The 20,593-nt window shown below is 49.5% G+C and carries 15 protein-coding genes; all 15 read right to left on the bottom strand.

The features are described 5' to 3' along the window. Positions 1-4 precede the first annotated feature (4 nt). Positions 5-3,427 carry a chemotaxis protein CheA gene (locus DESTI_RS29395; RefSeq protein WP_014812550.1) on the bottom strand — a complete coding sequence of 1,141 codons (3,423 nt, stop codon included), beginning with the start codon at positions 3,425-3,427 and terminating at the stop codon, positions 5-7. A gap of 58 nt (positions 3,428-3,485) precedes the next feature. After that, complete coding sequence (locus DESTI_RS23915; RefSeq protein WP_014812549.1) at positions 3,486-4,199, bottom strand: methyl-accepting chemotaxis protein; 714 nt, start codon at positions 4,197-4,199, stop codon at positions 3,486-3,488. Between the two features lie 5 nt (positions 4,200-4,204). Continuing rightward, complete coding sequence (locus tag DESTI_RS23910; protein ID WP_085930223.1) at positions 4,205-4,570, bottom strand: response regulator; 366 nt, start codon at positions 4,568-4,570, stop codon at positions 4,205-4,207. Positions 4,571-4,618: 48 nt separating this feature from the next. Then, on the bottom strand, positions 4,619-7,033 hold the full coding sequence (locus tag DESTI_RS23905) for a methyl-accepting chemotaxis protein (RefSeq protein WP_014812547.1): 2,415 nt from the start codon (positions 7,031-7,033) through the stop codon (positions 4,619-4,621). A 67-nt stretch (positions 7,034-7,100) separates the two neighbouring features. Further along, positions 7,101-7,652: a chemotaxis protein CheW gene (locus tag DESTI_RS23900; RefSeq protein WP_014812546.1), complete on the bottom strand. Its 552-nt coding sequence runs from the start codon at positions 7,650-7,652 to the stop codon at positions 7,101-7,103. 28 nt (positions 7,653-7,680) lie between these two features. Then, positions 7,681-9,501, bottom strand: coding sequence for a chemotaxis protein CheB (locus tag DESTI_RS23895; protein ID WP_014812545.1), 1,821 nt, complete (start codon positions 9,499-9,501; stop codon positions 7,681-7,683). Between the two features lie 68 nt (positions 9,502-9,569). Beyond that, complete coding sequence (locus tag DESTI_RS23890) at positions 9,570-9,878, bottom strand: DUF4388 domain-containing protein (protein ID WP_169316395.1); 309 nt, start codon at positions 9,876-9,878, stop codon at positions 9,570-9,572. 1,173 nt (positions 9,879-11,051) lie between these two features. Beyond that, complete coding sequence (locus DESTI_RS23880) at positions 11,052-12,257, bottom strand: LptF/LptG family permease (protein ID WP_157212258.1); 1,206 nt, start codon at positions 12,255-12,257, stop codon at positions 11,052-11,054. Positions 12,258-12,424: 167 nt separating this feature from the next. Continuing rightward, positions 12,425-12,736 carry a hypothetical protein gene (locus DESTI_RS23875; protein ID WP_014812542.1) on the bottom strand — a complete coding sequence of 104 codons (312 nt, stop codon included), beginning with the start codon at positions 12,734-12,736 and terminating at the stop codon, positions 12,425-12,427. A 213-nt stretch (positions 12,737-12,949) separates the two neighbouring features. Continuing rightward, on the bottom strand, positions 12,950-14,146 hold the full coding sequence (locus DESTI_RS23870; protein WP_014812541.1) for an MFS transporter: 1,197 nt from the start codon (positions 14,144-14,146) through the stop codon (positions 12,950-12,952). A gap of 550 nt (positions 14,147-14,696) precedes the next feature. Continuing rightward, positions 14,697-15,542 carry an FAD binding domain-containing protein gene (locus tag DESTI_RS23865; RefSeq protein ID WP_014812539.1) on the bottom strand — a complete coding sequence of 282 codons (846 nt, stop codon included), beginning with the start codon at positions 15,540-15,542 and terminating at the stop codon, positions 14,697-14,699. Beyond that, the gene (locus DESTI_RS23860; protein ID WP_014812538.1) at positions 15,539-16,015 is read right to left on the bottom strand and encodes a (2Fe-2S)-binding protein; all 477 of its coding nucleotides are present in this window, start codon (positions 16,013-16,015) and stop codon (positions 15,539-15,541) included. The genes DESTI_RS23865 and DESTI_RS23860 overlap by 4 nt, the downstream gene beginning before the upstream one ends. Continuing rightward, on the bottom strand, positions 16,012-18,318 hold the full coding sequence (locus DESTI_RS23855) for a xanthine dehydrogenase family protein molybdopterin-binding subunit (protein WP_014812537.1): 2,307 nt from the start codon (positions 18,316-18,318) through the stop codon (positions 16,012-16,014). The genes DESTI_RS23860 and DESTI_RS23855 overlap by 4 nt, the downstream gene beginning before the upstream one ends. 358 nt (positions 18,319-18,676) lie before the next feature. Then, positions 18,677-19,186, bottom strand: a complete 510-nt coding sequence (locus DESTI_RS23850) for a hypothetical protein (RefSeq protein WP_014812536.1) — start codon at positions 19,184-19,186, stop codon at positions 18,677-18,679. Beyond that, the gene (locus tag DESTI_RS23845) at positions 19,186-20,382 is read right to left on the bottom strand and encodes an HD domain-containing protein (protein ID WP_272913418.1); all 1,197 of its coding nucleotides are present in this window, start codon (positions 20,380-20,382) and stop codon (positions 19,186-19,188) included. Before DESTI_RS23845 ends, DESTI_RS23850 begins: the two co-directional genes overlap by 1 nt. Between the last annotated feature and the right edge of the window lie 211 nt (positions 20,383-20,593).

The following is a 20,593-nucleotide window of genomic DNA, read 5'->3' as shown; positions in this document are numbered from 1 at the left end:
CCCTTTATACGTCCATTCTTATGGCGGTATCTCGAACGGTAAAATGTGTGCCGCGACGTTCGAGTTTTGCGTTTCTGGCTGCTGCATGGGCTTGGGCCAACTGGCGCTGTTTGGTAATGACATCCTCTATTACTTCCAGGACGTCGAGTACCAGCGCTATAGTGCCGTCACCCAGAATAGTGGACCCAGCAAGCCCGCGGCTCTTGAAGACGTGATCCGCGAGAGGCTTTATCACAACATCCTGTTCGCCGATCAACTCTTCAACGAGAAATCCTACCGACTTCAATCCTGCAGAAGCAAGCACGAGGAACTTCGGATTGTTGGCAGGTTGCGGTTCTTTAAGTTTAAAGATTTCGTCTACCCGTAACACAGGAATGGTCTCGTGTCTGAATTTGATGACTTCAAATCCTTCGATGGTGGTTATTTCGTGAGACGCAACTTGAATGATTTCGCGAACAGCCGTCAAAGGAATTGCAAATACATGCATTCCGGAACGTATCAAGAGCGTCTGAATGATTGCCAGTGTGAGCGGAATTTTTAGCGAAATGCGAGTGCCTCGATTTTTCCAGGAATCGATCTCCACATGTCCGTTGATCTTTTCCACATCTTTTTTCACGACGTCCATTCCCACGCCGCGACCCGATGTCCGCGTCACTTTTGTGCTCGTGGAAAAACCCGGAACAAAAAGCAAATTGTAGACCTCCTGCGATGAAACGCTTTCCGCATCCTGAGGATTGATCAATTTGCTCTCCAGGGCTTTTTTCAGGACCGAATCGGCATTGATGCCACTTCCGTCATCTTCCACATCAATCACGACCTGGTTTCCTTGAGAATACGCGCTTAGAACGATAGAGCCCTGCTCTTTCTTTCCCAACTTCTTTCGCGTATCCGAATCCTCGATGCCGTGATCGACGGCGTTTCTGATAAGGTGAACAAGAGGATTGTATATCTGTTCTATAACACGCTTATCGACTTCCGTATCTCCGCCGTGGACTTCCAGATCAATCGTCTTTCCCACCCTTCGGGAAAGATCGCGAATCAGTCTGGGCATTCGGTTGAATAACTGACCGACCGGAAGCATTCTCAGCTTCATGACCCCTTCTTGAATCTCAGTGGCAACACGTCCTAACGAGATGCTTGCCTCGCCCACCTTCAGCGTCAGGTCCTTGATCTGCTGAATCGCTTTTTTACCGAAATCCCCTCTCGAAGCAATTTCTCGCTGGAAATTTTTCAATTCCGTAGCGAGTTGCTCTACGTAAGAACGGTTGACGACCAGTTCCCCCACTTGATTGAGGAGAACGTCTACCTTAGCTGAATCCACTCGCATGGTCCTGACGAGCGGACCTGCCTGAGCATCCTGACCTGTTCGCACCAGGGCTTCGTCTACCGGACCTTCCAATTCTGCCGTAATTACCGGTTCCGGTGCTGTTGTCTCTACTTCTGCGACCGGATCGCTCATCAACTGCCCGGATTGATCGGTTCTTGCCGGAGGTGAAAAAGACGTTTGAGTGACTACAGGTTCTGTGGCTACCTCGGGAATTCTCGTGGCCCAGGGTTCTGGAATCGGTTCCGGTACGGCTCTTGGCTGAACCAACTCCGGTGACGATGGAGGATGGAGGATCATGTCCAAGCCGCCAAGGAAATCCTCGAATTTTGAAAGGCTTTCATCCATGAAATCGAGATCTTCCAGCGGTTCCGCGTCTACTTTCTGCACGTTATAGATCGTCCATTCGTACCATTCGTCCAGGAATCCAGCGAGACTCTGGTAATCCATGTAAGTCGATGAAGATTTGATCGCTTTGATCAACTCGGCACAGGCATCCAAATCCGCACCCGTGACTTTCCCGCTCTTCACCTTCGCTACATAGGGTTTCAGCTTATCGAGAATTTCCCAGCCGTAAGAGAGAAATATCTCCATAATCTCTCGATCTGCTTCTTCTCCGATGGAATCCAACTCCTGAAGCAAATCGGCGGCTTTTCCACCGTATGGATAAAATTTGTTCGTGCTCTGGAGGATTGTCTGCCCTGAATCGGCAAATAATCCTTGGAATTCACTCAACAATTCGTCATCAATATCCGCCAGGAGAGAATCTTTCTTCCTCTGTATGTCTTTGGGTTGCGCGATAATGGTTTCTCTGCCTATATGAATGAGAATGGAAGTTGCCAACTCCGCTGTCATTGCAGGCAGATTTTGCAGCTTATCCCTATCCGCTTGATACAAGTGACTTACAGTGGAATATCCTGCCTCGCAGAGGGACGCGATGGCTTCATGAGTGATTCCCGGAACGTTTTCCAGTTCCGCTGCAAGCGGATAAGTAGGCGGAGTCACAGGCTTTTCAGTGACAGGAGGAGCTGAATCCGCTTCGGGTTTTTCTGTTCGTCCCAGAGATTCACGAATGGGGACCATCAAATCTTCCGGATAAATGGATCTTAAGCTGTAAAGAATGTTGCGCAGCGAATCGATTTCCTCGTGGCTCAATGCGTCTTTGTCCAGATCGATGGCGAGAACCGCTGCTTCCAGCGACTGAAGAGTCTCAACAGCCTCGGATAGCTGTAACGCACGGTAAGATTCCGATAGAATTTCAAGCGTTTCCAACAGTGACGAAACCACGTTATCAGGGCTCAGCCCATCCTGGAGATCGTCAAGATACAAAGAAATGTTCAGGAGATGTGGAACAGTGCTTTCAATATCCGCAGTGGGCTGCTCCGGCTCTTCGAGAGCTGCAGCGAGTCGTTCTTCAGCGTTTTCATCTACGATTTCAGATACGTTTTCAGGGAATGAGTCCGGCGCCACTTCCCAATCTTCTTCTTCGTCTATCTCACTTGCCATCTTCTGCGCAAGTTCTTCCGTAGGCTCGAACTGGTGAATCGTCTGGTCTTCCTGAGCTTCGAACGGTTCTATAAACTCTTCTTCCGGAGCGGAATCGAGTTCTTCTGCGGCTGCCACGGGACTCAACTCTTCAGGTTCTTGAGATAGAGTCGTCTCTGCAGGGGGGGCTTCTTCCTCTTGCGGAGCAGGTTCAGATATTGAAGGAATGGGCGCGGGTTTGCCCTCGAGAAACGATTCCAGCTCACTCATGACCGAGGAAATAGGGGTTTTCTCCTCCTGCGTCTCGGAGACCTCACCGATCAAAGTCAGAATCAGGTCTTTTGCCCTGAACAAGAATTCCAGGATTTCAGGTGTCGGACTGAGAAGGCCTTCCCGCATGCGATCCAGCAAATTTTCCACACCATGAGTAAGGGTGCTGCTCCGTTCAAGCCCGATATACTCGGCAGAACCTTTGATACAATGCACGGCGCGAAAGATATTGTTCAGCAGCTCGGGACTGGCTCCTTCTTTCTCGAGACGCATGAGACTGTTCTCCATCTCGTCCAGAAGCTCGCGTGCCTCACTGCTGTAATCCTGAAGAATTTCAGTGTCGATCATCTTTTTTCCTTTCCACCCGGCACAGTGGCTCTCGCCACGAGAGGACGTCTCAAATCACTCAGTCCGTCAGGGGGATTGTCGGGACCACTTTACGTCCGTCAAATCTCGTCTGATAGTACTCGAATTCCCGCACTACACCACTAAGCAGTTCAAGATCCTTCTTAATAATGCGGATATGGTTGCGGAGTTCGTCCAAATTGTCTGCCGTGTGCTCTTGACCCAAGCGCAATTCCATGTTCTCGAGAACGACTTGCGAATGGCCTACTGTCGTGCCCAGCAACAGAAGGACTTCCTGGAAGTTTGCCGCCATGTCATTGATGACCTGTGCCACTTCGGTAAAATCGTCCTTCGAATGTACCAGAGCGGATGCACTCAGATCTCCACGCGATATGCGTCTTGCTGCTCCGGTGAGCTCTTGCAGCGGAGCGGCTATTCTTTTATAGAAAAGATAGATGATGGTCCCGAAGCATATGACGAGTGCTCCCAGGAGCACTATCATCCGTATTTTGTGCGCTCTCAAGGATTCGATCTCCCGAAGCAGGTTTCCTCCCGAAGTATCGCCGGCATTGGGTCCGAGCAACTCCTGGATTCTCCCTATTTCTCCGTTCAAATCCACGATAAGCCCCACATTTAGTCCCATAGCCAACAAAGCCAAGAGGCAAAACAACGCCAGTAGCTTATATCGGCTTATTACACGAAAGGGCGATTTTACGCCTGCTTCATCCACGTTTTTCGCGGAAGATGCCCCGGATCTGAGTTGATGGATTGCCATAGAGTCTACTGCTTCTCTTCGATTTCCTTGATCGCTTTGGTGATAGAAGGCGTGTCGGTCTTGTTGACGAACCCTTTGGCACCCAGTCTCTCAGCTTCCGATTTGTACTTGTCGTCATTCAGAATGGTCAAGAACAGGATATTGGCCTTGGGATCTTCTCCAAGAATTTCTTTGGCCGCGGTTATCCCGTCCTTTTCCCTCATTGTGATGTCCATCGTCACCAGATCGGGCTTAAGGGTCCTGTAGAGCTCGACCGCCTCATCACCGCTCTTTGCCTCTCCTACTATCGCGTGACCGTGAGAACGCAACTCTTCAATTATTCTCTTTCGCATGAATCCGGAGTCATCGACTACTAGGACCCGCATAGACATTCCTCACCTCTCAAAACACCCGCGTGTCAAAAATAACAAAGATGTCAGTTAAATTTCTCTGCTAATTCGGAACTGTTCAACCAATTGCCCCAGTTCTTCTGCAACTCGGGCGAGTTCCTCAGTTGTCTGAGATGCGCCAGCCGCTCCTTTCGCGTTCATGGTTGCAACGTCTGACATATCGGCCATGATCTGTTTCAGCACCGCAGCACGCTCCGTCTGAAGACCGGTCAACTTGGTAATGTTTTCAGCTCGGGACGTAACACCTTCCATTTCCTGCGTAACTGAAGTAGATGCTTCCACCTGGCTTCCGGCACGTTCCAGAACGTTTCGGCTGAGTTGACGAATTTCACCCATAATGGAAGCAGCGCGCTCTCTACGTTTGCCCTGCTCTCCTGTGAGTCCGAGAATGTCCTGGGCCAGACCTGTCAGTCGTTCCATAGCTTTTTGAACGCCGGCCGCATCGTCCGCTTCTCGAAGTGTACCTTCTGTAATACCCGAAATGAGCGTATTGGTTCTGGCCACAGCGTCCTGAATCTGGTTCAGAGCTTCACGACTTGTGGCGGACAGCCGCTCTCCTTCCTCGACTCTCTTATTACTGGCTTTAATGAGGTCTGCGATTTCGTTGGTAGATTCAGCCGTTCTTTCTGCGAGCTTTCGGACTTCATCCGCAACGACGGCAAAACCTTTTCCGTGTTCACCTGCACGAGCAGCTTCGATTGCAGCGTTCAAAGCGAGAAGGTTGGTCTGTTCTGCAATGGACGAAATAACGACCATGATTTCGTTGATCTGCTCGGAGCTCTCTGCAATGGCCTTCATACCTTCGACCACTTTGTCGACGGCCAGACCTCCTTCACGGGCATATCGGTCAGTGATATCAGATTGACGTGCTGCTTCAACTGCGCTTTTGGCCATTTCATCGATGGTTTGCACCATACGCTTGACGGCTTCGGCTGTCTCCTGAGCTGCGGAATACTGCTCGCCGGCCTTTCCGGCAACCTCACGTGCAGTTGCGCCCATAGCATCAACGATGTTCTCACCTTCACGGCTCTGAAGGTCCTGCTCACCGGCACTTTGTGCCATGCCTTCCATTTCGCCTGACATCTTCTGGAGCGAATCATGCGTGACTGTTGCAGAACGCAGGGTATCTTGAGCATTCGTCGAAACCTGCGCCGCGGTTTCTCCCATGGACGCGATTCTGTCGAGAACGTTTCGAGCTCGTTCGGCCTGAGCGGTTGCGTTCACCACGATGTTTTGCGTGATCTGGTTCACGTTTCCGGCCGATTGCCGCACCCTGGAGACACCGTCAAGCACCGTGGAAAATGCTCCTTGAAGCCGTTCCAGCAGTCCGTTGAACGTCTCGGCGGCTCTACCCGTTTCATCTTTCGATCCCACGGGAGCACGCAAGGTCAAATCGAGATTGTCGCCTACCTGGGCCATAGTACCCGCCAATCTGGTGATCGGCCGGGAAATTGTAGCCGCAACGAAAAGGGCCATCATGAAGACCGCGATGAGAACGATGACGGCAATGATGGTGTTATTTCTTACGATGATCGGCAAATAGTACATAAGTTCCGATTTATCAGCGCCGGCTCCGATTATCCACCCCAGGCCGGGAAAGTTTCCATATGCTCCCGGATACGCTACACCGACAAATTTATCGTCCAATTTGCCGGTTTTGACGTTTGTGAACGAATACGTGTGCTCAGTCTCTTTACTCTTTATTGCCTTTTCAAGTGTCGGGAGACCGATTTTCGGCCCTCCGACAGGCAAGCCGTAAATATCTCGAGACGGGTGAACTATAGGGGTAGGTTTCTTGTCGGTAACCCAAATGTAACCGGAGCCTCCCACTTTTGTACTGAGAACGATTTGCTCGATCGGTGCCCAATTCAGAAACGCCAAAACAACCCCTGTTACATTGCCACCGATTTTAACGGGAGCAGCGATTCCGAGTGTCCACCCTTTGGATTTCGGATCTATCTGTTCTGCCAGTTTGTCGAAATGTGCATCAGTAATATCCAGCTTGCCCGTCTTAGCTTTCTTGAAGGTTTCCAGACCGGACAAGTCCGATCCGACGGAAGCCGGCCAACTCGATGCGATACAGTTACCCCGTGTGTCGACAAGGAACAGCGCTATATACGATCCATAGAGCTTGACCATTTCACGCATTGTTTCCGAGGCGTCCTCCCGGACTTCAGCAACCTCGAGCGCCTCTTTCATAAGCCTCTGGTCGGCCCAGACCAACACGTCCGTGACGCGGTCGTTCATGAAAACGTTCAGTGATGTTGCGGCAGACTCGGCAATAGCTTTCAGCTCGCGTTTGGCCGAATTCTCCGCTTCAGTAGTAATGGTCCAGTAACCAATCAAGCCGGATACAGTAAAAGGTACAATAGCAATCAAAAGGAACCAAATCAGAAGTTTGTTCCTGAGGCTCCCTCCGAGAGAAAATGATCTTAATACCTTCATGTCCCTTCCTCCTAGGGGTGATCTCGATCACCGGGAAAACCGATTATCATGACAAACGGCAGTCTCTTTATCGTGTTATGCTTTCCACTGCTTGAGGAACGGCTCGCGCTACACCTTCCAGCGCATCCCTTTCCTCCATGGAAAGAATTCTTCTGAAATCGAGTATGACAAGAATCCCTTGATCCAGGTGGACCACGCCACTGATGTACAGGCTTTGGACCCCTGCAACGATTATGTCCGGCGGAGGGGCAATCCTGGAAGCGGGAATCGTGATCACTTTGGCAACCGAGTCCACTATAAAACCCGTGACATTGCCTTCTATCTCCACCACAAGTATACGGGTTCCCGGTTTCGGGGTGGCTGAAACTTCTTTAGCATATCCTCTCAGGCGAAGTCGTTTTCTCAGATCAATTACCGGGATGATATTTCCCCGGAGATTGATAACGCCCTCGACAAAGTCCGGGGAATTGGGAATTTCCGTAATTGTCGACATCATGATGATCTCTTGAACCACCAGAATGGGTACACCAAAACGTTCAGATCCAATGGAAAAACTGATCATCTGAACGTTTTCCTCTGATTCCGGAGCTGTCTTTCTATACTGGTCCCTACCGTTCATGGGAATTTTCCTCCTCGTGAGTACCTCGTCAGGACGTCACCGCCAGCCGGATTATATTCGTCAGTGTCTCTACCAGAGAATCCGCCGGGCACGAGTAGTCCGCAAGCCCTTCCTGGAGGACTGCTTCGGCCATTCTCGGGTCCATGCTGGACATGGGATCCTGGACCACGGTAATTCCTTGTACCTGTTTCACGGCTCGCAAACCTTCAATTCCGTTGTCCGAGCCGCCTGATAGCATTACCGACACAAGATTACCACCCAAACTTTTGGATGCTGAAACCATGAAATGATCGAGCACAGGTATGCCCCTGAGTTCCGGAACGACTTTCAAGACAAATTGATTTCCGTTCTTCATAAGTTCCACCGGAACTGTAGACGGATGTATGTAACAGGTCCCGTCTAGCAGGCTTAAACCCGATACAAGAGGCCGAACTCTTATTCTGCTCCGTCTTTGGAGGTAATCGATAAATGCGCCTATTGCCTCTTGCTGCATATCATGCAAAACCACTAAACATGTCGGTAGATCTTCCGGTAACAGAGGTATGGTTCGGATCAAATCGGTTGAGCCTCCCGTAGAAGCCCATACAATTGTCAAGAAATTGCTGGGATTTCCTTTGGCTTCTTCAGACACCTCTTTCTGGATCGCCGGCGGGATTTTCACACGCCGTATGCGTTCAAACTTGATCAGGCTTGCCTCTTTTATGCGTCGTACAAGATCGTCGGCACGCCCATCCATTCGCCAGTTGTTCTGAGGTTTTCTCAGGAAATCCACTCCTCCCAGACATAATAAGTCGAACGGATTGGCACCCACTCCGCCGACGAACCCGCTCAATATAACGACGGGACAAGGGCTGCGGATCATGATGTGCATCAATGTGGTGCTTCCCTTCATGACCGGCATGTCCCAGTCCAGGAGAATCAAATCGGGTTTCAACTCGTCAATTTTGGCGAGAGCTTCCTGTCCATTCGTCGCATATCCAGCCACGATTACCCCTGGATCCGACTGCAGTATTTCTTGCACTATTTTCCGAATGAACCGAGAGTCATCGACGATCATGACCCGCTTGGCAGGTCCGGTGCTTTCTTGAACAGATTCCATAGCACCCGGGCGGGAGTTGTTCCCTTTTGCGGCCGAACCGGGTATCTCCGAAATAGGGCCAAGGGCATGACGAATCTCATCTTTTTGTCGCATGCCCTCCATGAGCAGACTCTGCCAATCCATGAAGAGAGTTCTCTCGGGTACGGAAAGAGCCACCTGGGATAGAAACTCTCCACCCTCCCAACCGAGAATCTCATAAAATGCCTCTACTCCACTGAGACTGTCACACTCCGCGTGAATGATGCCTCCGTCGTGAACGTATATCATTCCTTTCGCGCGTTCATGGAATACCCAAAGAAGTGTGCTTTCCTTTCGATAACAGAACATTTGAATCACATCTTCGAGTTTCATCGACACAACTCGGCCGATGAATCCCTGCTGCGGTTGAAGCATGTGAAACACCAATTCACACAGGCTCGCGTCGGGGGGCTTCAAAAGGAAATTGGTAGCGCCGAGTGACAATACCGGAAGCATGAGAGGCTTGAACTGTTCGTCAGCTATGACAATAACTTGCGTGTAACATTTGTGGTCTCTCAAAACGCGGAGGAACTCTATACAATCAAGCCGCCCAGGCCCCTGATGATCCAGAACAGCCACCTCGATCGAATTCTGATGAACCAGATCCAGTGCGGCTGAAACAGTATGAACCTGTTGAATCAGGTAGCCACCCCCTAATTGTGAAAAATATTCCTGGAATATTTTCAGGAGGGTGTCTTCAGGTTCTATTATGAGGACCCTGCGCTCCGTCAACAGGAAACTCCTTCACAAAGAGGCATTGCGGGTACGGCATATTTCTACTACGTGGAGAAACAGGCACTCTAATCACGATCCGTGCTTATAGATCGACCTTTCAGCAGGTCGACCAAGATTGTGGTCGGTATTCGGACATTTTTGCCCATATCCTCTGTATTAAGAGAATCGGTATGAGTCTCGTTCTTCCAGGATAAAATCTCGAAGAACGCCTCGTCACCAAGGAGAGTTCCGGCAACGGCCCTGGATATCTCGCCCTCTCGTACATAAATGGCGCCTTCTCGGCTACCTTTCTTCACGTCTATTCTTCTTGATTCACCGCTGAGCACGATCAGACGGATGGTTGTTCGCAGGTCGTAACTGGAAAAATCCATCACTTCCGAAAGGTCTTCCGGATGATTGTTTTCCGAATAATCAGATCCGGGCGTTTCTGCAGAACTTGAGAAATCTTTCGTCTTCAGTGTTCTTCCTCTCGGTCCCGCCCGGGATTCTCACATTGTTGGCCGTGAGATCATCGTGCGCATTGCATAACATTGTATGAGTGGAGACCGCCTCTCTCAAAATTTCACGAAGGCTGTATGGGGTTCTGTTCAGCCATCAAACGTCACTTCTGCATGGTCAAAAAATGCAAAACCATGAATTTGGCGACCAAATTCATGAAGAGTTCCTTAATAAAAAGGCCTTTCTATTAAGGACTGCTACCGTTTTATTCTCAAAGGTGTTCGCTACGGAGTATAGCATAGCTAAGCGGCTGAAATCAAGAATAATGGCGACAACTTTTGGTATTCAAATCACCTTTTCCCTTTACTGATGCGCGTTGAACGATGGTTTGTGCAGTCTAAACATCTTTGGCCTTGAGGAAATCGCGAAAAGCAATTAGCGGAATTTCGTTTGGCGACAATTAAGGATAGTTGAGTTAACTAATAATTAAGACTCGTTGAGAATCATTTCACAAAGATCAAAACGATGTTGTTCATTATGATTGTGCTATTTTCCTCATAATGTTCCGAATTCTTTTTCTATTACAGAATACAATTACAGCACGAGTACTCGGGATCGGTTGTTGACCCAGGATTTTCCCGGTAACAAGGGCTACTCGGAAAGAGCAGAATGTCTTAAGAGCCATTGCCAAGAAGTTCTAACGTTTATCCTCCGCTCGCATACAAGATATCAGTGGGGACCGGCGCCCCGAAACTGTTTCAAAATTCATAAATCCACAAAACTTCGTGCCACGATTCGCCATCTTTGTTGGGTAGGCCTAGTGCCTACCCTTTATTTGGGCGGACACTAGGCCCGCCCCTACAATCAGCCCATCAGGACGATGAGAACTTCGTGCCACGATCTGAGACAAATTTCGACTTTTGAGACAATCTCTACCTGCCAGCCCATTTTGTACATATCATTGATAATATTGAAGATGTGCCCGGCACGGAGGCCGGCACCCACCAATACTCCTACATCCTCAATCGGACACTAATTTTAGCAATTCCTCTAATCTGCGAGCATCGCGGGACAGAAAAGGGCTGCGAATCAGTTCGCGTCTCATTGAATCAGGATTTGGTTCGTTGAATACCAAATGCCAATCGCCGAGTAAGGTGCAAAAGATCTGGTACTCGTTCCAACCGCACGTAACGCGTAAGAAGAAATCCGGTACTTACAAAAAAAACGCCTGGGAGCGGCATAATGATTTCTGGAGGAACGATTCCGGACCGGGCCATTCTTTCCGTGGCCAGGGTTGCAGCGTAGTAAGCAAAAATGATAACCAGCCCGAGAGACACGTTGTTTAACCTGCTTTTGCCGAGATTGAGCAACCCTATGGGAAACGCAACGAGTGCAAGGGCAAGACACGCCAGGGGATGAGTGAATCGCTGAGTAATGAGTATATGGCCCATGAGCATAACTCTCTTGTAATACCCCGCCGTTACCGGGTCTGCAGTCGGTTTGCGCTCTTCAGCCAGATTCACTTCTTTCCGAATAGCGGAAATCGGCAATTCTTCAAAAGTCTTGTGACTTTCATTTCCGGGATTCTTGTCTAGATTGTACTTGAATACGTAGCTTTCAAAAGCAAGGCTTCCAGTTGAATCTCCGTTCTGATTTTCTTTTATGATCGTTCCGTCGCGCAGCTCAAGGATGAGCGCTTTTCCTTCCGGATCAGGGGCCATTTTTCCTTTTTGCGCAATAATCGTTTTTATGTCGTCAGGATCGGATGATTCTCTGATGAACACCCGACTCATCACTCCTGTAGCCCCGTCCTTTTCCTCAACATAAAGGATGAGGTTCTTCAGTGAATCAAAGAAGATACGTTCTTCTATTCCTGCATCGAGTCGTTTCTTGGCCGCTTCCTGCATAAGTGTTTTGCCGGCAGTTATCCCGCTTGGGATAAGCACGAGCGTGCACAAGAGACTGAGGCTGAACCCTATGCACGCGAGAAACAGCACAGGTGGAAAAAGTTTGGATACCGAAATTCCGGCTGATTTTATCGCGGCTACTTCGTTATCCGCTGTCAACCTTCCGAGCGCCAGAAGTATTCCTACGGTAAGCGAGAGAGGGAGGACCGACACGAGTGTTCCGGGTAATGCGTGAATAAGCACCTGAAACAGGATCAGCGTCAATTCCATCCCTGCTTCCAAACCTTTTTGAAGCAGAGGCAGAAAACCTGCTATCAATCCCGTAACGAGAAAGACCAAAAAACAGAACAGGAACGATACCGAGATTTCCCGGAATACATAACGTCCCAGGATGGTTTGAAGAAACACTGACGATTCCTGAAATTTGGTATTTGCGACCGCGGCTGTCGACCAAAGTCCTTTCCTGAAGCCAATAACTTTGACCCCGGCCGACACGAACGCCGATTTCGTTTTGGAATAATAGCACATTGATGAGGATTTGCGGCTGAAAGCACAAAGCAAGCGTCCGTAAAGGCTCAATGGTTCATGTCGGTTACTCCGAGCTTGGATTCGGTCTTGATTTCCGCTGCTATCCTATGAAATTTTTCGTTCCAGTGTTCAAAGTCTTTGGAGCTTTCGAATCGTCGGGTCCGATCTTTCTGACCGGTTGCCTGCCAATTCAAGAACGCAAGCAAATCTGAAAGACTGAACCCGATCAAATGACGTACAATCAACCATGAACCTATCCCTGCCGACTCGTACCGCGAAGTAATGAGATTGATGAGCCGTGCATTCTCCTCAGGCACCCGGAATTTCCTGATCCCCAGAGTAATCGTTGTTGATTTCATGGCGACTCCGTCAGATCCGATCTCATTCCGATTCGCTTTTCTTTTCATAATCTGAGAGGCTGGGGGTATCCGTCGCTCCGGACGACGCAAAGCCGTCTCATCACTCCGCTCAAAACACCCCAGCCTTCGCTATCTTATACGCATAACTGCGAAATGGTATCGATCATCGGATACAGTCTTCTCTCTTTTTCGACACTTGAAGAAATCGATTGTTTATCGGTTCTCCAATGCGAACCTTTTCGGATGCCAAATGAGCATCAAGCCCGCCACCGTTCCGATAATCATAACTCCCGAGCATACGAGATAAAGCGTTTCATATCCCCAGTGCACAAGGGTTGCATCGCCCAGCGCCGGCCCCAAGAAGAACCCAAGCTGAAACATTTGCATGGTGAGATTAGAATTCACCGCTCGAAATCGAGGTTGCGAATAATCGAACGTCAGGCTGCTCAGCAAGGGCATGGAAATTCCCCAGCCAATGCCAAGAGCGAGACCAAGCGCATACAAGCCCCATTCTCCCGATACCTGAGATAGAACGGCATACCCCAGTCCGGTCCAGAGAAGCGATCCGAGGAGCAATTTCACCTTATCAAATTTATCGAAAACGGAACCCGCCGTAATGCGAACGAAAATTTCCGTTAGTGTCGATAACGTGAAAAACCAGCCCGGATTATCGATTCCAAGTTTCTCTCCAAAGCCTTTGAGAAAATAAAAAACCGGCGTGAATGCGGTCCATACAATCACCGCAATCAAAAATACCATCAGGAGCCTGAAGTCTTTCAGGTTGTGCAGCGTTTCCCGAAGACTGATTGACTCCGCGGCAGGAAGAGTCGTAATCGGACTTTTCCGATTTCCCAACCAGAGCAAAGGAAATACGAGAGCCATGCAGGCAGCGGAAAATTCCAGCACGTGCCCAAATCCGCCAAGCCCACGCGTGAGTGGTTCCAGTACTGGCGGAACGACTGCATACGGCAGAAGCACGACTACGAAAAGCAAACCGAACGCCTGACCGCTGCGCTCTCTGGGAATAAATCCCACCATACGACTGAGCACCGCAACGGCAAGTATCGTATGAACTGCTCCATGTAATAAACGGACGCAGGCCATTGTGAAGAAATCATCAGCAAACGAGTACAGCCAGAGAGAGCCTATTACGAGTACAGAGCTTATTCCTATCCATTTGCCGGAATTAGAAGGATTAAGAAACGGGCTCACCAGCGGACGTGCTATTACCGCGGAAAGTGCGAATAACGAGATGAGTATTCCGAAGCGGTCCCGGGCGATAGGAAGCGTGCCGAGATATTCATGAAACTGAAAAAAGACGGCAATGTTGCAGTAGGTCAGAAACGTGATTGCATTCAGCGTGATAAATTCTCTTGAAAACAAGAAATTGGTTTTTTCTGGGACACCCAAACTATTGCCTCTCTTATGATCGGATGTGATTTTGTAACGATTCGCAATCAAAGAAGGAAGACTCGGGAAACCTTTTTCGCAAATGGATTATCCCGCGGATCACGGTCAATGCGGATCAGTAAGGGCGCCCCTTGGAAAGTGTCTCAAAAGTCAAAATTTACCCTGGATCGTGGCACGAAATTCTCATCATCGTTCCGGCCTGACTGTAGGGGCGGACCAGAGCGTCCGCCCAAATCAGGGCAGACACATTGGTCTGCCCCTACCCGGATGGAGAATCGTGCCACGATTCTTTGTCTATTCATGAATTTTGAGACACTTTCCTTGTGGGTGCCCGGTAGTGGCCGGCCTCCGTGCCGGTCATTCCGAGAAAGGCAGGCATCCCGCGTGTTCGCGGGACCCCTACAGCGGCTGCGCTCGCAATACCCAGACCATATTTGTCAGTTGATGAAGGCAATGCTTTCAATTCGGACCTGAGCTAAGTGCATAATCCATTTACAGAAAATGGTTCCCCGAGTCTTACTGCTTTGAAAACGCATCGGCATGAGCCATGTTATTTGGTTTGGTTGTAAAGAGAGAGTCTCAGTACAAGCGATTTGGAGACCATACGGCGATAATCCGCGGATGCACGTATGTCACTGATTGGAGAAACGATTTCTTCGATGATCTCTCCCATGGATTGCAGCACTTCCAGGTTCAGAGGCTTTCCTGCAAGATAGTCATCCACCTTGTCCGATCTCACGACAGTCGGTCCCACACTGCCCCAAGCCAGTCTTGCACGTTTCACGATACCTGCTTCCACACGAAGCAGCGCTGCGAGACTTGCGACAGAGCATGCCTGAGCCTGCCGTTTTCCGACTTTTTCGTAATGCTGGACAGTCCAATCAGCGTCTTTCTGCAACCATATTCCCGAGACTATTTCTCCATGAGAGAGGGCAACTTTGCCCGGTCCCCGGATAAAATCCGAAAGAGCGATACGTCTCGGACCAGAGCATGAGCGAACTTCAACCTCTGCAGAAAGAGCATACAGAGCAGGCAATGAATCTCCCGCAGGCGATGCGGTCACGATATTCCCGCCGATAGTTCCCATATGCCGAATCGGAGGAGAGCCAAGCACGGCAATCGCCCGGTTCAAGACGGGAAAGTGTGTCTTGATGAAAAGATTGTCCAGGATTGTCGCGTGAGTTGTTGCGGCTGCTATAAAAATTTCAGAACCGTCATTCCGTATACCCTGGAGTTCCTGAATTCGCTCCAGACAAATAAGGTGTGATGGGTTCACTTTCCCGGATCTCATGTGAACGAGAAAATCGGTTCCACCTGCATACAATGCCGATTCAGGCTCTCGATCCAGCAGCTCCCAGAGATGCTCCAGGCTTCGGGGAAGGAAGACCTGCCTCACGATTCCTCTCCGGATGCCAGAGTTTCCACGGCTTTTTCAACAGCATCGACAATCATGTGATATCCTGTACATCGGCACAAGTTTCCAGCAAGTCCCGCACGAATCTCCGACCTGGTCGGATGGGGATTCCTCTTTAATAGATCGACTGTAGCGAGGACCATTCCCGAAGTGCAGAAACCGCATTGAACTGCACCGTTTTCGACGAAAGCAACTTGCACCGGATGAAGAGAATCCGGATCGGAGAGCCCCTCGACAGTCGTAATATCCCGATCTTGCAACTGAGCTGCCAGCATGAGGCACGAGAGACGAGTCTCACCGTTCACCAGTATGGTACATGCTCCGCAATCTCCGGCTGAACATGATTCTTTGGTGCCAGTGAGTCCAAGATCTTTCCGGAGCACATCTACAACCCGGCGGTCGGGAGGAGCTTCGATTTCCACAGTCTTTCCATTCAGCGTGAATTGTATGTTCACTCGGTGTTCTCTCGATTCTTGCTGTGAAGAGCCTTCAGAATACGTTCAGCCGTGAGAGGTGATTCGTGAATACGTACCCCGCACGCATCCGCCACAGCATTGGCAATTGCAGGTAAAGGACCGTTCACTGCGACTTCACCGACTCCTTTCAACCCGAAGGGTCCGGTGGGCTCGTATAACTCGACAGCATGAGATTCAATGTCAGGAATGTCCTCGGTTGTGGGAATGAGGTACGTAGACAGGTCCGGGTTCAGAATTGTACCGTTTTTCAGGTTGAGTTCCTCGGAAATTGCGTACCCGATTCCCTGCCCCACTCCGCCGTGGATCTGCTGTGCATAGATCTGAGGGTTTATCACCTTACCGCAATCGCTTGCACACATGTAGCGCTCAATCCGAAGAATTCCTGTCAACTCGTCGATTTCTACTGCCGCAAGGTGTGCGCCAAAGGAGAAAAGAGTGTGCGGCATGCCGTGAAGCCTCAAATTTGCGGCGATGCCTAGATCCTCTTGTGCTACCGGTGCTCTGAAATGATGAACTGAGATGCGCTCCGAGTCGTTCAGGAACTGCGCAATCTGTGACAGTTTAATTTCCCGACCTGTGGTCAGATGCTTGACAGCCCCGTTCACAAGCACCATTTCTTCAATTCCCGGAATCATGAGGAGATCCGCTGCTCGCTGGAGAATTCGCTTGCGCAACGCTTCTGCAGCTCCAATGAGAGCGTTTCCAAAGGTATACGTGCACCTGCTCGCAGAAGCCGAACCACTGGGCAAAGTTCGATCCGTGTCGGGAAGCACCGGCTCAATCGATGTTGCATTTTGCCCCAGGATGCTTCCCGCAATCTGAGCATTCGTGGAGGCGTTGCCCTGCCCCATGTCAACTACGCCGCAATACACACGGAAGGTACCTTCAACGGTCAACTCCACCTTTGCATTCGCGTAATCGGGCACCACCGGGCCATAACCCGAACCCTGCATTACGGCGGCTATGCCTATCCCACGACGCTTGAAATGGGGAGCTTCGGATTTCCATGCATTCCGATTCTTCCAGAGAGGATGGCCGGACACGGTTTGCAGGCAGTCGATAAGGCCGGTCGAACACACCAGCGTTTTCCCAACAGAGGTCTTGTCGCCCCTTCGCAAAGCGTTTTTTATTCGTAGAGCGAGCGGATCTACATTCAGCTTCGCTGCAAGCGTATCCATCATCTGTTCCATTGCAGCGTTTACCTGGGGAACTCCGAACCCCCGAAAAGCGCCTCCAATGGGATTATTCGTGTAAACCGCCCAGCCGCGAAGATAAACGTGCGGAATGCGGTACGCTCCACCCGAGTGTTCGAGCCCCAGCGTGAGAACCACCCCGCCCAGATGATCGTAAGGACCGGTATCGTAGTAAAGCCTGACGGAAAGACAGTGCAGTGTTCCGTCAGCTTTGGCCCCGAGCCTGTAATACATTCGAGCAGAATGGCGCTTTGTGCCCGAAATGAAGGATTCCTCTCTATTCCAGTGCATCTTCACAGGCCGACCGCCGGCATTGAGTGCCGCCAATCCCAAAAGCGTCTGAACAGTGACTCCGTCTTTTCCTCCGAAAGCGCCGCCTGCATAGGGCGCAACAATGCGGATACCGGAGAATTCCAATCCGAGAGCTTCCGCAACTTCCATGCGGTCACGAAACGGCGTTTGCGTCGAGCATACGATTTTCAGCTTACCGTCCGCTTCAACGCAAGCCCATCCAACCTCTGTTTCCAAGTACGCGTGTTCCTGATGAGGAGTAGCGAAGCAAGCTTCCAGAATGATGTCGCACTCTTTTTCTGCATCAACTCCAGAGCCGGTCTTGATTTCACCGTGGAGTAGCACGTTCTGAGCAATATCGTCATGAATGAGAGGTGCGCCAGATTTCATTGCTTCTTCAGGATCGAAGACGCCCGGCAATTCATCAAAGGTGCATTGGATAAGGGCTAGACTATTCTTAAGAGCTTCTTCGGAATCGGCCAGAACCAGGGCTACAGCATCGCCACAGTGGCGAACTTTGTCATTGACGAGCACAGGCTGGTCTTTTCTGACTACCCCTTGCCGATTTGTGCCTGAAACGTGCTCATGGGTGAGCACGCAAACGACACCAGGAACATGGAGTGCTTTTTCGCAATCAATTTTCCTGAGAATCCCGTGAGCTATTCCCGCTCTTTTCACTCCGGCCCAGACGAGGTTTTCTCCGTAATAATCTGCTGCAAATTTCTCCTGCCCGGTAACCTTGGAATAAGCGTCTTGACGTGGGATGGATGCGCCGATTTGCAGAGGCTGGTTCTTCATGCGTTGAGTTAATGGTATTTTCGTATTTCGGTTTGTTATGGCAAAAGGAATTAAGGACTGTTTTTCAACAAACTGAGCGAATCTCGATTAAGGATCAATCCTATATCACAGTCTGGAGTGATTCTTGACAAGGAGATGTTCATCGATTTTTTCTAGCCTTCTCTCATGTGGGCTCAGTCTTCGTTGTTTTTTCCCACACGTTCTATTTGACAATGCTCTCGCTCCTCGATTTCCTTGATCCGTTGAAATCGACCTACATGAATGCTCGGATCATATGCTCAAGTTTGTGTCCGTGGAGCGAGATTGGTCGAAGTCAGTGCTGGTACCTTTTTTTTTTTCATACTGCCTTCCTAACAGATCACGGGAGTAGCCCAAGCTTTTCCAAGAATTTCTTGGCGTGCTCTGTAGTAATCTCATCGCAGAGATTCCCCTTTTTAAGGCAAACGGAAACCCAGGCTTCTTCATCAGGTAACCCGAGGTCCCTAAATGCTTCATATGTAGCTGCACAGTCGAGAACAAAAGTTTCCATTTCACTGATGATTCGTATCTGCTCAATAAACTTTTCGAGTTCTTTGATCTGCAATTTCTCGATAGCACGGAAAGTATAGCCTGGTTCCATTCCTTCAGGACTGCTTTCCACTTCTATCAGGCCCAAGCTCGACAGTAATTCGATGTCTGCTCGAACTGCTTCACTGTAGGGCCCGTCGAAAAACTTCCTATAATTATAGCGAGAAGGAAATCCGACATGCTGAAGCAACCATATTGTGTTTTGCAGACGAACGCTGCCTCGAACCGTTGCGTCAGGATGTTCTGCAATCACACTCGCTAGCCATTGATAATTCATAACTTGATCTGTCTCATAGCTCATTATGCCCTCCTCAATCCATGGGCTTTTGCCAGTTCGTCCACCTTATCACGGATTGCTTCTTTAAAATAGTAACGTGCTAAAATGTTTTCTTTTGCAAGAGCTGCTATAGGGCTCTGAAGCCTATATTCAGTAATCTCGACCTGATTGCCATCAGGTCTTTCTATATAGATTGCTTGAGCTGGCTTTTCCTTCTCAGGCATATAGCGCTGATAGGGTGTGTTCGCTGGAGAATCGGAGATGAACTCATGTCTCCAATCCATGTGATTCTCTGTCAACCAGGATGAGACGTCAGCTACGAAGTTCCGATCGCGGCCCTTGTCTTCCATAGTAATGTCAATGCATTTATATAGCTTACGGTTAATCAGCCCCAATCCAAGCGCTGCAAGAGCAAGATGGCTTGAATGGGCGCAACACTTAAAAAACTCTATCAATGTACTATCATCCAGAGTCAGATAATCGTCTAATGAAATGGCGTCTTCGGAAAAGATAGACACAATCACCGGGGAAACGTTCGGCGCAATAGCTTTCTTCTGCTTAAGATCAGCCGCTTCTTTGACAAGGTTCCTGTATAGACTGCAGAGTTCAACAAACATGACTTCAGTGGCCCGCACTGCCTTGTGAAAATATACTGTTTGATACATATTGTGACGAGCAAATATGTAAGCCTTTGCAACCCAATAAGCTTTCCGATCGAGGTAGAAACGATCACCCGTGTCCGTCAAAAAAAGATGTTGAATTAACCAGTTCAAATCGAAAGCACCATAATTGGTTCCGGTCGCATGACTGTCTCTCAACAGATAATCGAATCGATCTACATCAAGCTGGCTGCTGACGATATGTGAGAAAACTGTCGGCACTCCGTCAACAGGTTTGCTTTGAAGAAAGTCAGCAACTTGTTTAGGTAGTGTCGGATCTAGCTCTTTAAGTTTCTGGTGGACCTCTGTCGTTTCGTCTAAAATAATCCGTCCCGTCCAAGATTCGTGGCTTGAGTCTGACACTCTCTCAAATGCATGAGAGAAGGGTCCATGTCCAATATCGTGTAGAAGTGCTGCCAAAAGAACCACACGTCGCTGTATTTCATCCATTTTTTGGTAAACACGCTTAATCTGGTCGAGGACTCTTCTCGCAAGATGCATAACTCCTAGCGAGTGAGCTAGACGGCTATGACTAGCTCCAGGAAAGACTATATCACACATCCCTAGCTGTTTAATTCGGCGCAGCCGCTGAAACTCCTTGGTGTTAATCACACGCAAGAGAAGCTGGTCGGTCTCGTCATTCGCGAATGGTATGATGTCGTGGACTGGGTCTCGAATTATCTTAGGCCCATAAGAAGGCATGGCGACCTCCAATTCTTGTTCGAAACATAATGTTAAGCAACATTCAATGACAACCCACTGGCGGTAAACC

Origin of the sequence: Desulfomonile tiedjei DSM 6799 (genome assembly GCF_000266945.1) — a bacterium.
In the GTDB taxonomy this organism is placed as follows: domain Bacteria; phylum Desulfobacterota; class Desulfomonilia; order Desulfomonilales; family Desulfomonilaceae; genus Desulfomonile; species Desulfomonile tiedjei.
This window is presented reverse-complemented; position numbering and strand designations above follow the sequence as displayed.